Annotated in this window: 12 protein-coding genes; 7 read left to right on the top strand and 5 right to left on the bottom strand. The window is 71.0% G+C overall.

Going from position 1 to position 12776, the window contains the following annotated elements:
• Positions 1-42: 42 nt before the first annotated feature.
• Positions 43-942, bottom strand: a complete 900-nt coding sequence (locus ACIA8F_RS03010; RefSeq protein ID WP_250744120.1) for a LysR family transcriptional regulator — start codon at positions 940-942, stop codon at positions 43-45.
• An 80-nt stretch (positions 943-1022) separates the two neighbouring features.
• Between ACIA8F_RS03010 and ACIA8F_RS03005 the strand changes: the two genes are divergently transcribed.
• The 3 genes from ACIA8F_RS03005 (at position 1023) to ACIA8F_RS02995 (ending at position 3285) form a co-directional block, all read left to right on the top strand.
• On the top strand, positions 1023-1700 hold the full coding sequence (locus tag ACIA8F_RS03005) for an MOSC domain-containing protein (protein ID WP_399376384.1): 678 nt from the start codon (positions 1023-1025) through the stop codon (positions 1698-1700).
• Positions 1701-1709: 9 nt separating this feature from the next.
• On the top strand, positions 1710-2483 hold the full coding sequence (locus tag ACIA8F_RS03000) for an SDR family NAD(P)-dependent oxidoreductase (RefSeq protein WP_399376383.1): 774 nt from the start codon (positions 1710-1712) through the stop codon (positions 2481-2483).
• Positions 2484-2586: 103 nt separating this feature from the next.
• The gene (locus tag ACIA8F_RS02995; RefSeq protein WP_399376382.1) at positions 2587-3285 is read left to right on the top strand and encodes an ester cyclase; all 699 of its coding nucleotides are present in this window, start codon (positions 2587-2589) and stop codon (positions 3283-3285) included.
• A gap of 135 nt (positions 3286-3420) precedes the next feature.
• On the opposite strand, the gene groL is transcribed toward ACIA8F_RS02995, so the two are convergent.
• Positions 3421-5052, bottom strand: a complete 1632-nt coding sequence (groL, locus tag ACIA8F_RS02990) for a chaperonin GroEL (protein ID WP_399376381.1) — start codon at positions 5050-5052, stop codon at positions 3421-3423.
• A 136-nt stretch (positions 5053-5188) separates the two neighbouring features.
• Positions 5189-5497 (bottom strand): co-chaperone GroES, encoded by a 309-nt coding sequence (gene groES, locus ACIA8F_RS02985; RefSeq protein WP_008739621.1) that lies wholly within the window; start codon positions 5495-5497, stop codon positions 5189-5191.
• Between the two features lie 457 nt (positions 5498-5954).
• Between groES and ACIA8F_RS02980 the strand changes: the two genes are divergently transcribed.
• The 4 genes from ACIA8F_RS02980 (at position 5955) to ACIA8F_RS02965 (ending at position 10829) form a co-directional block, all read left to right on the top strand.
• On the top strand, positions 5955-6635 hold the full coding sequence (locus tag ACIA8F_RS02980) for a response regulator transcription factor (RefSeq protein WP_399376379.1): 681 nt from the start codon (positions 5955-5957) through the stop codon (positions 6633-6635).
• A complete protein-coding gene (locus ACIA8F_RS02975) occupies positions 6628-8037 on the top strand; it encodes a sensor histidine kinase (RefSeq protein WP_399376378.1) in 1410 nt (469 codons plus the stop codon). Before ACIA8F_RS02980 ends, ACIA8F_RS02975 begins: the two co-directional genes overlap by 8 nt.
• Positions 8038-8118: 81 nt before the next feature.
• The gene (locus tag ACIA8F_RS02970; RefSeq protein ID WP_399376377.1) at positions 8119-9426 is read left to right on the top strand and encodes an LCP family protein; all 1308 of its coding nucleotides are present in this window, start codon (positions 8119-8121) and stop codon (positions 9424-9426) included.
• Positions 9414-10829: an FtsW/RodA/SpoVE family cell cycle protein gene (locus ACIA8F_RS02965; protein ID WP_399376376.1), complete on the top strand. Its 1416-nt coding sequence runs from the start codon at positions 9414-9416 to the stop codon at positions 10827-10829. The genes ACIA8F_RS02970 and ACIA8F_RS02965 overlap by 13 nt, the downstream gene beginning before the upstream one ends.
• A gap of 59 nt (positions 10830-10888) precedes the next feature.
• Here the strand turns inward: ACIA8F_RS02965 and ACIA8F_RS02960 are convergent, their stop codons facing one another.
• Both ACIA8F_RS02960 and ACIA8F_RS02955 read right to left on the bottom strand, forming a co-directional pair.
• Positions 10889-11773: a polysaccharide deacetylase family protein gene (locus ACIA8F_RS02960; protein ID WP_399376374.1), complete on the bottom strand. Its 885-nt coding sequence runs from the start codon at positions 11771-11773 to the stop codon at positions 10889-10891.
• Entirely contained in the window at positions 11770-12735 is a 966-nt protein-coding gene (locus ACIA8F_RS02955; RefSeq protein WP_399376373.1) for a polysaccharide deacetylase family protein, read from the bottom strand. Before ACIA8F_RS02955 ends, ACIA8F_RS02960 begins: the two co-directional genes overlap by 4 nt.
• Positions 12736-12776: the final 41 nt, after the last annotated feature.

Here is a 12776-nt window from a genome sequence, read left to right as displayed (position 1 = left end):
CCAGTACCCGGCCGCCACTGCCCGGCCGCCGGCGCCCGGCCCTCAGCGCCGGGCGGCCCGCTCCAGCTGGGTCAGGGTCGCGGCCACCGCCGGGACCCGCGCCAGGTCGGGCAGGGTCAGGGCGACGACCTCCCGCTCGACGGCCGGTTCCACGGCGAGGGTGCTCACGCCCTTGGCCCGTACGGACTCCACCGCGAGCTCCGGCAGCACCGCGACCCCGAGCCCGGCCCCGACCAGGCCGACCACGGCCGGGTAGTCGTCGGTGGCGAAGTCGATGCGCGGGGTGAACCCGGCGGCCTCGCACACCTCCACCAGATGGCGGCGGCAGCGCGGACAGCCCGCGATCCAGGGCTCGTCGGCCAGCTCCGCCATGCCCACCCGCTCCGCCCCCGCCAGCCGGTGCCCCTCGGGAACCAGTCCGACGAGCCGGTCGGTCAGCAGCGGCCGGACCACGAGGTCCTCCCACTCGGCCGCCGATCCGGAGGCGCCGCCGTAGCGGAAGGCCAGCGCGAGATCGCAGTCGCCCTCGCGCAGCATCTCCACCGAGCGCGGCGGCTCCGCCTCGACCAGCGAGATCCGGGTCCCCGGATGCTCGGCCCGCATCGCCGCGAGCGCGGTCGGCACCAGCGTGGAACTGCCGCTGGGGAAGGAGACCAGCCGGACCCGGCCGGCCCGCAGCCCGGCGATGGCCGCGACCTCCTCCTCCGCGGCCGTCAGCCCGGCGAGGATCCCGGCGGCATGCCGGACCAGCGCCTCACCGGCCTGGGTGAGGCGCATTTCGCGCCCGGTGCGGATCAGCAGCGGGGTGCCGGCGGACTGCTCCAGCGCCTTCATCTGCTGGGAGACGGCCGGCTGCGTGCAGCCGAGCTCGCGGGCGGCGGCGGAGAAGGACCCGGTTCCGGCGACAGCGCGCAGAACTCGGAGATGACGTGCCTCGATCACCCTTCGAGCATAAGGGGCACTTTGATGTCGGCGCGAATAATCCCCGGCTGCCTTTGAGGCCATTCGGCTAACTTGGTGCCATGCATCTGATCTCCGTGAACCTCGGCCGCGCGACGGCCGTCGACTACACCGACGCCCCGGACGGGCTGACCGGTCACGGCAAGATCCCCGCGCCGGGCCCCGTACGGGTCTTCGCCCCGGGCCCCAAGGGCGTCGGCGCGAGCGGCGTCGAAGGGGACGCCGTCTGCCACCTGCGCCATCACGGCGGGGACCACCAGGCCGTGTACGCGTACGCCCGCGAGGACCTGGAGTGGTGGGAGGCGGAGCTCGGCCGCGAACTGCCCGGCGGGACCTTCGGCGAGAACTTCACCACCGCCGGCCTCGACGTGAACAGCGCGCTGCTCGGCGAGCGCTGGCAGGTGGGCCCCGACCTGCTCCTGGAGGTGGCCTCGGCCCGCATCCCGTGCCGGACCTTCCAGGGGGTGCTCGGCGAGAGGGCCTGGGTCAAGCGGTTCACCCAGGAGGCCCTGCCGGGCGCCTACCTGCGGGTCCTGCGGGAGGGATCGGTCTCCCCCGGTGACACCATCGAGGTCGTGCACCGCCCGGACCACGAGGTGACGGTGGAGTTCTGGTTCCGCGCCTTCACCACCGAGCGGGAGCTGCTGCCGCGCACGCTCGCGGCGGGCGAGGCCCTGGAGCCGGAGGCCCGGCAGAAGGCACTGGCCCATGTGGAGAAGTACGGGAACCAGGGCGACTAGGTTGCGCCTATGACGACTGCGTTGATTACGGGATCCACGGCGGGCATCGGCGCCGCCTTCGCCCGGCGGCTCGCCGCCCAGGGACACAACCTCGTCCTGGTGGCCCGGGACACCAAGCGGCTCGGCGAACAGGCCACGGAGCTGCACGACCGGCACGGGATCGAGGCCGAGGTGCTGGCCGCCGACCTCTCCACCGAAGAGGGCATCGCCTCGGTCGAGGAGCGCCTCGCGGACCGCAAGCACCCGGTGGACCTGCTGGTGAACAACGCGGGCTTCGGCAACAAGGGCCGCTACCTCGAAGTCTCCATGGCCGACGAGCTCACCATGCTGAAGGTCCACATCGAAGCCGTGCTGCGGCTGACCTCCGCGGCCGTGGAGCCGATGCGCTCGCGCGGCCGCGGCGGCGTGATCAACGTGGCCTCGGTGGCCGCCTTCCTGCCGCGGGGCACCTACGGGGCGAGCAAGGCCTGGGTCGTGCAGTTCACCCAGGGCGCGGCCAAGGACCTGGCCGGTTCGGGCGTACGGCTGATGGCGCTGTGCCCGGGCTTCGTGCGCACCGAGTTCCACGAGCGGGCCGGCATGGGCACGGACAACATCCCCGGCTGGATGTGGCTCGACGCCGACAAGCTGGTGGCGGCCGCCCTGGACGATCTGGCGCGCGGCAAGACGGTGTCGATCCCGGACCCGCGGTACAAGGCGCTGATGGGGCTGGTGAAGGTGGCACCGCGGGGACTGCTCGGCGGGGTGTCCTCCCGTACGGGGCGCAAGTACGGCCCTCAGTAGAGCGGGCCCGGGAGGAATGCCATGGTGACCTGCGGGTAAACGCGGCATATGGGTGAAATCTCCCTAGACTGGATGTGTCCCATCCAGTGCGGGAGGCGACGCCATGACATTCGTACAAGTGATCGATTACGAGACCAGGCGCTTCGACGAGATGAACAGTCTCATCGACCGCTACGCCGAGCAGACCGCCGGCAGGCGCACGGTCACCCACACGCTCATCGGCAGGGACCGCGACTCCACGACCCACTATGTGGACCTCGTCGAATTCCCCTCGTACGAAGAGGCCATGAGGAACTCTCAACTCCCGGAAACCGACCGGATGTTCCAGGAGATGGTGGCGCTCTGCGACGGCATGCCGAAGTTCATGAACCTCGACGTGGTCCGCGACGAGTACCTCAACAAGCTCGTCGTGAACCGCTTCTTCGAGGAGATCGCGGGCAAGGGCAACTTCGACGCCGTCGAGGAGTGCATCGCGGCCGGCTACGTCACCCACGACATCATGGACGAGGCCGGCGAGGGCAACGGCCGCGAAGGCCTCCGCAGGACCGTCTCCATGTGGCGGGCCGCCTTCGACATGAGCTTCGACATGACCCGCCAGGTCGCCGAGGGCGACTGCGTCACCACCCTGTGGGACTGGAAGGGCACCCACAAGGGCGAGTTCATGGGGGTCGCGCCGACCGGCCGGGAATTCACCATGTCGGGCTGTACGACCTGCCGGATGGAGGACGGCCGGATCGCCGAGGACTGGTGGTACTACGACGCCCCGGGCCTGATGCGCCAGATGGGCATGATGCCCGGATAGCCAACGGCCGGGCGGACGGGAAAGCCCCGGTCACCACCGCTTGGCAGCGGTGACCGGGGCTTTGCCGTACTTACGTGCCGTGCTTACGTGCCGTACCTACCGGCCGCGCTTGCCCGGCCGTGCCTGCTGACGAGGTCAGTGGCTGTGGCCGTGGCCACCGTGGCCGTGACCGGCGTCGCCCTCGTCGTCGGCCGGCTTCTCGACGACCAGGGTCTCGGTCGTGAGCAGCAGCGACGCGATGGACGCGGCGTTCTCCAGGGCGGAGCGGGTGACCTTGACCGGGTCGATGACGCCGGCCTTGACCAGGTCGCCGTACTCGCCGGTGGCGGCGTTGAAGCCCTGGCCCTTCTCGAGCTCGGCGACCTTCGAGGTGATGACGTAACCCTCGAGGCCGGCGTTCTCGGCGATCCAGCGCAGCGGCTCGACGGCGGCGCGGCGCACGACCGCGACACCGGTGGCCTCGTCGCCCGACAGGCCGAGGTTGCCCTCGAGCACCTTCACGGCGTGGACGAGAGCGGAGCCACCGCCGGAGACGATGCCCTCCTCGACCGCGGCGCGGGTCGCCGAGATGGCGTCCTCGAGACGGTGCTTCTTCTCCTTGAGCTCCACCTCGGTGGCGGCGCCGACCTTGATGACGCAGACGCCGCCGGCGAGCTTCGCCAGGCGCTCCTGCAGCTTCTCGCGGTCCCAGTCCGAGTCGGTGGACTCGATCTCGGCCTTGATCTGGTTGACGCGGCCGAGGACCTCGTCGGAAGAGCCGCCACCGTCGACGATGGTGGTGCTGTCCTTGGAGATCGTGACGCGGCGGGCGGAGCCCAGTACGTCCAGACCGGCCTGGTCGAGCTTGAGGCCGACCTCCTCGGCGATGACGGTGGCACCGGTGAGGGTGGCCATGTCCTGGAGCATCGCCTTGCGGCGGTCACCGAAGCCGGGCGCCTTGACGGCGACGGCGTTGAAGGTGCCACGGATCTTGTTGACGACGAGGGTGGAGAGCGCCTCGCCCTCGACGTCCTCGGCGATGATCAGGAGCGGCTTGGAGGCGCCGGCCTGGATGACCTTCTCCAGCAGCGGCAGGAGGTCCTGGATCGAGGAGATCTTGCCCTGGTTGATCAGGATGTACGGGTCATCGAGGATGGCCTCCATACGCTCCTGGTCGGAGACCATGTACGGGGACAGGTAGCCCTTGTCGAAGGCCATGCCCTCGGTGAACTCGAGCTCCAGGCCGAAGGCGTTGGACTCCTCGACGGTGATGACACCGTCCTTGCCGACCTTGTCCATCGCCTCGGCGATGAGGTCACCGACCTGCTGGTCCTGCGCGGAGAGCGCGGCCACGGCGGCGATGTCGGACTTGTCCTCGATCGGGCGGGCGGTCGCGAGGAGCTCCTCGGACACGGCCTTGACCGCGGCGTCGATGCCCTTCTTCAGGGCGGCCGGGGAAGCACCCGCGGCGACGTTGCGCAGACCCTCGCGGACCAGCGCCTGCGCCAGGACGGTGGCGGTGGTGGTGCCGTCACCCGCGACGTCGTTGGTCTTGGTCGCGACCTCCTTGACGAGCTGCGCGCCAAGGTTCTCGTACGGGTCGTCGAGCTCGACCTCACGCGCGATGGTGACACCGTCGTTCGTGATGGTGGGAGCGCCGAACTTCTTGTCGATGACGACGTTGCGGCCCTTGGGACCGATCGTCACCTTGACGGTGTCGGCAAGCTTGTTGACGCCACGCTCAAGGGCGCGACGGGCGTCCTCGTCAAACTTGAGAATCTTCGGCATGGGAGCGGTTCAGCCCTCTCGTTGCTATCCCCGGCCGCTCACCGCGACCGCCTGTCAAGAACGAACTACGCCCCTCGCCGCCCGGCATCAGCAGGGGTGACCAGGGGCGTAGCTCAAAGCAAAACTGGAGAAGTGATTACTTCTCGACGATCGCGAGCACGTCGCGGGCCGAGAGAACGAGGTACTCCTCGCCGTTGTACTTCACTTCGGTGCCGCCGTACTTCGAGTACAGGACGACGTCGCCGACGGTGACGTCCAGCGGGAGACGCTGGCCGTCCTCGAAGCGACCCGGACCCACGGCGAGGACGACGCCCTCCTGGGGCTTCTCCTTCGCGGTGTCCGGGATGACCAGGCCAGAGGCCGTGGTCTGCTCGGCGTCGAGCGGCTGGACCACAATGCGGTCCTCGAGCGGCTTGATGGCAACCTTGGAGCTGGTGGTCGTCACGATCTGACCTTCCGCTTCGGAGATCCGGGGTTAATTGTCTGAGGTGGCGACCAAGTCGATCCGTCGTCGCGGGTGCCGGATCCGTCTGTCGCCGTGTTGGCACTCACCAGGGGCGAGTGCCAGACGCGAGACTATTCCGGGGATTAGCACTCGGTCAAGCGGAGTGCCAATACGCGCCGCTGGTTTCGCAGCCGGGGCCGCCTGCCCGGGGCCCTCCCGGGGCCCCCGAGCCCCCGAAATCCGCATCCGCGGCACCGCTGCCGGGGACGCCGTCCCCGGACCCCTGCGCCTCAAACGCCGGCGGGGCTGGGGTGTGCCGGCCTTTGAGGACCGGGGTCCGGGCAGCGCCCGGGGAACGGTGGAAGGGCGGGTAGGGGACTTCGCCCCGCAGGGCCGACCCAGCCGTGCGGGCGGGGCGTCAGGAAAGGGGGCGTGCCCGGTATGTGAGGCTTGGGGGATGCGGATCCTGGTTGTCGAAGACGAGGTCGGCCTCGCCGATTCATTGCGGCGCGGCCTCTCCGCCGACGGCCACTGGGTGGATCTCGCCCACGACGGCCACCGCGGCCTGGACCTGGCCCTCACCGGAGGCCCGTACGACGTGGTCCTCCTGGACCTGATGCTCCCCGGCCTCTCGGGCTACGAGATCTGCACGCGGATGCGGGCCCACGGCGTCGCCACCCCGGTGCTGATGCTGACCGCCAAGGACGGCGAGTACGACGAGGCCGAGGGCCTGGACTCGGGTGCGGACGACTACCTGACGAAGCCGTTCTCCTTCGTCGTCCTCGCCGCCCGCCTCCGCGCCCTCACCCGCCGCACCGCCACCGCCCGGCCCAGCGTCCTGCAGGCGGGCGACCTCGTGCTGGACGCCCCGGGCCGCCGCTGCCGCCGGGGCACGCACGAGATCGAGCTGACGGCCCGGGAGCTCGGCGTCCTGGGCTGCCTGATGGAGCAGCCCGGCCGGGCCGTCGCCAAGCAGGACATCCTCGACGAGGTCTGGGACAGCCCGCACGGGATCGACCCGAACATCGTCGAGGTCTACGTCTCCTCGCTCCGCCGGAAGATCGACACCCCGTTCGGGCGGCGTTCGATCCTCACCGTGCACGGCACCGGGTACCGGATGGCCCCGGACGGTGGCTGAGCCCCGGACGGCGGCCGAGCCCCCGCCGGAGCCCCGGCCCCGCCGCCTCGGCAGCCTCCGTGCCCGCGCCGCCGCGGCCGCCGCCCTCGCGATGGCCGCCGTCCTGGCCGCCGGCGGGCTGTGGCTCTACACCCTGCTGCGCGCCAACCTCATCGAGAACACCACCGGCCGCACCGAGCTGGCCGCCCGCAAGGTGGCCGCCCAGTACGACACCGCGAGCCTTCCGGCCGGAGGCCGGCTGCCCGCGCCCGAGGGCGGGGTCGACCTGGTCCTCGTACGGGACGCGGCCGGTGCGGTCGTGGCCACCAGCGGGGACCTGAAGGACACCCCGGAGCTCACGGAGCTGAGCCCCGCGGCCGGCCGGGACATGCGGTCGGCCGTCCTGCCGCCCGCGCGCCCCGGCGCACAGCGGCGCGTGGTGGTCGCGGTGGATGCGCCCGGCCCGCCGGGGGCGCACGATCCGCACACCGTCTACGCCGCGACCGTGCTCGGCGACGTCGACGACGCCAACCGGGCCGTCGCGCTCGGCCTGCTCGCCGGGGCGCCCCCGCTGATCGCCTTCGCGGCGCTCCTGGCCTGGTGGGTGACGGGCCACGCGCTGCGCCCGGTCACCGCGATCCGCACCGGGCTGGCGGCGGTCACCGGGAGCGAGCTGGACCGGCGGGTCCCGGACCCGGGCGGCGCCGACGAGATCGCTCAGCTGGCCCGGACGGTCAACGCGACCCTCGACCGGCTGGAGCGCAGCGACGCCCGCCAGCGGCAGTTCACCGCCGACGCCTCGCACGAGCTGCGCAACCCCCTCGCGGCCGTCCGGGCCCGGCTGGAGGTGGCGCTGCGGGACCCCGACCGGGAGTCGGTGGCGGCCGCGCTGGCCGATACCGAGCGGCTCCAGCGCATCGCGGCCGATCTGCTCCTGCTGGCCCGGCTGGACGGCGACGGCGGGCCCGCGCCGCGCTCCGAGCCGGTGGACCTCGCGCTGCTGGCCGCCGAGGACGCGGCGCGGCGCCCGGAGCCCGGGGTCGCGCTACGGCTGGACGCGCGGGCTCCCGTACCGGCGGCCGGGGATCCGGCGCGGCTGGAGCGGGCGCTGGCCAACCTGGTGGACAACGCCCTGCGGTACGCCCGTACCGGGGTCACGGTCCGGGCCTTCGCCGAGGACGGCTGGGCGTTGCTGGAGGTCACGGACGACGGGCCGGGCATCCCGGAGGCCGACCGCGACCGGGTCTTCGAGCGGTTCGTGCGCCTGGACGCGGACCGGAGCCGGGCCGGCGGCGGCACCGGCCTGGGGCTGGCCATCGCCCGGGAGATCGCCCGGGCGCACGGCGGTGAGGTCCGTGCGCTCCCCGCGCCCGCCGGGGGCGCCCGGCTGGTGCTGCGCGTGCCGGGGCGCGCGGGCTCCTGAGGGGCGTGGCGCGGCCGCCCCTGAAGGTGTCTTCAGGACCCTCAGGGTTCCTTCAGCACCGCTCCCCCAGCATCGACAGGCATGAGTGCCCATCGCAGGAAGCCCCGCGACCCGAAGCCGCCGGTGTCCGTGTCCCGCGGCGGCCGCAGCCGAAGCCGCCGCCTCCGGCTCACCCGCACCCTGCTGGCGACCGGCTGCGCCCTGGTGGTGCTCGCGGGGGCGACCGCCTGGTACCTCTACGACGACCTCGCCTCCAGCATCGGCAGTTCCAAGGCCCTGGAGGGCGCCGAGAAGTCGAAGTCCGGCGATGTGAACATCCTGCTGATGGGTCTGGACAGCCGCCGGGACCAGAACGGCGAGGACCTCCCGCCGGCGATCCTCGAGAAGCTGCACGCCGGTGCGAGCTCCGAGGTCGGCGGCTACAACACCAACACGCTGATCCTGCTGCACGTCCCGGCCGGCGGGGGTCGGGCGAAGGCCTTCTCGGTGCCGCGCGACGACTTCGTGCAGCTGCACGGGGTGCCCGGGTTCACCGGCAAGGCCAAGATCAAGGAGGCGTACGGGCGGGCGAAGGCCAAGGCCGAGGACCAGCTCGCGGCCAAGGGGGTCACGGACCGGCGGCAGCTGGAGCGCGAGGGCCGCGAGGCGGGCCGCAAGGCCGAGCTGGAGACGGTGCGCAGCTTCCTGGGCGTGCCGATCGACCACTTCGCCGAGCTGAACCTGGCCGGTTTCTACCACCTGGCGGACGCGCTGGGCGGCGTACCGGTGTGTCTGAAGAAGCCGGTGAAGGACGGCTACTCGGGGGCCGACTTCCCGGCCGGGCGGCAGACGCTGAACGGGCAGCAGTCGCTGGCCTTCGTACGGCAGCGGCACGGTCTGTCCATGGGGGACCTGGACCGGACGAGGCGGCAGCAGGCGTTCCTGGCGGGGGCCACCTACCAGCTGAACCAGGCCGGGACCTTCACCGATCCGGTGAAGCTGATGAAGCTGATCGACTCGGCGAAGCAGGACGTCGTGACCGATCAGGGATGGGACCTGCTGTCGTTCGTGAAGCAGGCGAAGAACCTGTCCGGGGGCAACGTGGAGTTTGTGACCCTTCCCATCGAGGGCTTCGAACGGAACCACGGCGCGGAGATAAACGTCGTAGATGATATGAAGATAAAGCGGTTCATAGCCGAGCGGATCGGGCCCGGGGCCTCTGCGAGCCCGAGCGCGCCTGGCGCCGCTCCCTCCTCACCGGGTGCGCCCAACACCCCGCAGGGCTCCGCCCCGGCCTCGTCCCGGGGCTCCGGCCCCGCGAGCTCCGCGCCGGCCCCCGCGCCCGCCCCCTCCCCGAGCAGCAGCGGAACCCCCGCCATCGACGGCGGCGGCGTCCCGTGCGTGGACTGAAGCCCCTGACCTCGGCGGGCGCGCGCCGCCGCACGGAAGCACTGCTCCTCGTCCTCGTCCTCGGCGTGACCATTTCCGGCCACATCTGCGCGGGCCTGGCGATGAACGACGAGCTCCCGCCCGGCCTCACCGGCTTCGTGGTCAGCATGACGCTGCTCGCGCTGGTGGGGCACCTGGCCGTGCGCCGGTTCGCGGCGTACGCGGATCCGCTGATCTTCCCGCTGGCCCTGCTGCTGACCGGGCTCGGGCTGGTGCTGCTGCACCGTCTCGACCAGGGGTACCTCGACCGGTACAACTCACCGGCGACGGCGCCGGGCCAGCTGATGTGGACGGTGATCGGCGTCGCGGCCTGCATCGCGGTGCTGGGACTGCTGCGCGACCACCGGCTGCTCCAGCGGTTCATCTACATCACGATGGCCGTCGCGCTGGTGGCGCTGATCGCGCCCGCCTTCTTCGGCGCGGACACCTACGGGGCGAAGCGCTGGATCAAGTTCGGCGGGCTCTCGGTGCAGCCGGGCGAGTTCGTGAAGATCATGATCGCGGTGTTCTTCGCGGGCTACCTGGTGATCCACCGCGATGCGCTGGCCCTGTCGGGACGCAAGTTCCTGGGCATGCGGCTGCCGCCGATGCGCCAGCTCGGCCCCCTGATCACGGTGTGGATCATCTCGCTGCTGGTGCTGGTCTTCGAGCGCGACCTCGGCACCTCGCTGCTCTTCTTCGGCGTCTTCGTGGTCATGCTCTACGTGGCCACGGAGCGCACCAGCTGGATCGTCTGCGGCCTGGTCCTCGCCTCGGCGGGCGCCTTCGTGGTGGGCATGACGGAGCCGCACGTCCAGGCCCGCGTGGCTGCCTGGCTGAACCCGCTGTCGTACTACTGGAAGGTCAGGCCGCCGGGCGTCTCCTCGGACCAGTCGGCGCAGGCCCTGTTCAGCTTCGGCACGGGCGGGATCTCCGGCACGGGACTCGGCCTGGGCCATCCGGAACTGATCAAGTTCGCGGGCCGCAGCGACTTCATCCTGACGACAGTGGGCGAGGAGCTCGGCCTGGCCGGGGTCATGGCCGTCCTGATCCTCTACGCCCTCCTCGTGCAGCGCGGGCTGCGGATGGCGCTGGGCGCCCGCGACCCGTTCGGCAAGCTGCTGGCGGTGGGCCTGTCGTCGGCGCTGGCCCTTCAGGTCTTCATCGTGGCGGGCGGGGTCACGGGGCTGATCCCGCTGACCGGCAAGGCACTGCCCTTCCTGGCCGCGGGCGGCTCGTCCCTCCTGGCCAACTGGATCATGATCGCCCTGCTGCTGCGCATCTCCGACAGCACCGAGCGACAACGCGAGGCGGACGCCCGGGGCCCGGTGGAGACGACGATCACGCCGGCGATGGCGGCGGCGGGCCCGGGGGCGGGTCCCTAGAGGGCCCGGCCGGGGCGTCAGAAAACCGGCGGCGGCGCCAGATGCCCTGCCGGGGGCGCCTAGAGGTAGTCCTCCAGCCGCCCGATCCGGTAGCCCTGCTCCTGTATCCGCTGGAGCATCCGGGTCGCCATCTGGATCTCCGTCGCGCCCTTGAGCTCGGCGGGGCCGCGGAAGTGGGCCAGGACGATGTCACCCGGTTTGAGGGCGGAGCCCTCGGCGTACTGGAAGTTGTTGATCTGCATCGACACCCGCCACAGGAGGAGCTGCGATATGCCGCACTCGTGCGCGGCCCGCAGGGTGTCGTCGTTGTAGTTCCCGTACGGCGGCCGGAAGCGGGTCGGCTTCGTGCCGAAGCGCTTCTCCAGGCGTTCCTGCTGCCCGCATATCTCCTTCTTCTGCGCCTCGAAGGACAGGGTGCGCAGATTCGGGTGCGTCAGCGTGTGGTTGTTTATCGTGCTGCCGGAGCCGTTGTCGCGGAGCTTTTCGAAGTGGCCGTAGTCCGACGAGGCGATGTCGTCCGTCAGGAACATGCTGATCGGCAGCTTCAGGTCGGCGGCCATCTTCAGGAACTCGGGGTTCTTCTCGGCTCCGTCGTCGAACGTCAGGAAGACGACCTTGTCGTCCGCCGGGACGGGTATTCGGTCGATGACCTGGACCCGGCCCGCCTTGGCCGGCGGAATGAGGGGTTTGGCGGCCGGCTTGGGCGCGTACTGGAGGGGGCCGCTGAGGCCCCACTTCTTGTACGCCTCGTCCGCCGCGGCCGCCGGTCCCCCGCCCGGGGCGGAGGGGGAGGCCGCCCCGGAGGGCGACGGGGTCGCCCTGGCCTCCGTGGTCTTGCGCCCCATTCGTTCGATGGGGTCCACGCTGTCCCCGCACCCCGTCAGGGACAGCGCGAGCGCGCCGGCCGTCAGCGTTCCGGCTACGAACCGGCGCGCGTGCTTCACAAGTAGTCCTCCAGGCGGCCCACGGAATAGCCCTTGTCCGTGACGGTCTTCATGACATGACGGATCATGTCAGTCATGCTCCCCTTCCAGTCTTCCTTGCCCCGGAAGTGGGTGAGGATGATGTCACCGGGGTGCAGGTCCTTGTCCCACTCCCGCCAGTCCATCCGGTTCGGGAAGGCCTCCTCGGCCCACAGCGGAACGGCCTTGACCCCGCAGGACTTGGCCGCGCGCAGCGTGTCCTCGTTGTAGTTCCCGTACGGCGGCCGGAAGAGCGTCGGACGCTTGCCGAAGGTCTTCTCGATCGTGTCCTGCTGTCCGCAGATCTCCTGGCGCTGCTTCTCGTACGACAGCGCCGGCATGTAGCGGTGGTTGAGCGTGTGGTTGTTCAGCGTGACGCCCGCCGCCTGCATCTCCTTGAAGTACGGGTAGTTGTCCCGGACCAGGTAGTCGCTGAGGAAGGCGGTGTACGGGAGCTTCAGCTCCTGCATCATCTTCAGGAACTCGGGGTCCTTCTCGGCCCCGTCGTCGATCGTCAGGAAGACGACCTTCTCCTCCGTGGGGATGGTGGTGAAGACGGGGGGCAGCTCGTCCTGGCCCTCGACCTCGAAGCCTTCGCGGGTGGTGATCTCCGGCTTCTGCTTGGGCGCCTGCGGGGCGATCAGCGGGGGCTTGGCCAGCCCCCACTTCTTCGCGGCGACGATCCGCGCCTGCTGGAGGGCCTTCAGCTTCTCGGCGTAGTTGCCGAGCGCGCCGGCCGCTCCGGCCTGCTCGCCCGCGGCGCCCGCGGCGGCCTTCGCCTTCGCCGCCTTGTCCGGAGTCTGGGACCCACCGGCTCCGCAACCCGTGCCGAGGGCGGCGACGAGCAGTACGGCCGTCGCGGCCGTACCCAACCGGCCGCGCGTGACTGCCGCGATCCGGTGACCGTGAAGCGTCTTATGTTCCTTTTGTCGGACTAGCTGCATAGTTCGGGATCTTTACACCCCTCACGCACGCGCCGCGGGCG

Origin of the sequence: Streptomyces sp. NPDC051563 (assembly GCF_044454225.1) — a bacterium.
Lineage (GTDB): Bacteria > Actinomycetota > Actinomycetes > Streptomycetales > Streptomycetaceae > Streptomyces.
This window is presented reverse-complemented; position numbering and strand designations above follow the sequence as displayed.

What these genes read in the sequence shown, in the direction of transcription:
- ACIA8F_RS03005 (WP_399376384.1), top strand. Translation starts at nt 1,023, where the DNA reads ATGCATCTGATCTCCGTGAACCTCGGCCGCGCGACGGCCGTCGACTAC.
- ACIA8F_RS03000 (WP_399376383.1), top strand. Translation starts at nt 1,710, where the DNA reads ATGACGACTGCGTTGATTACGGGATCCACGGCGGGCATCGGCGCCGCC.
- ACIA8F_RS02995 (WP_399376382.1), top strand. Translation starts at nt 2,587, where the DNA reads ATGACATTCGTACAAGTGATCGATTACGAGACCAGGCGCTTCGACGAG.
- groL (WP_399376381.1), bottom strand. Translation starts at nt 5,052, where the DNA reads ATGCCGAAGATTCTCAAGTTTGACGAGGACGCCCGTCGCGCCCTTGAG.
- ACIA8F_RS02980 (WP_399376379.1), top strand. Translation starts at nt 5,955, where the DNA reads ATGCGGATCCTGGTTGTCGAAGACGAGGTCGGCCTCGCCGATTCATTG.
- ACIA8F_RS02970 (WP_399376377.1), top strand. Translation starts at nt 8,119, where the DNA reads ATGAGTGCCCATCGCAGGAAGCCCCGCGACCCGAAGCCGCCGGTGTCC.
- ACIA8F_RS02955 (WP_399376373.1), bottom strand. Translation starts at nt 12,735, where the DNA reads ATGCAGCTAGTCCGACAAAAGGAACATAAGACGCTTCACGGTCACCGG.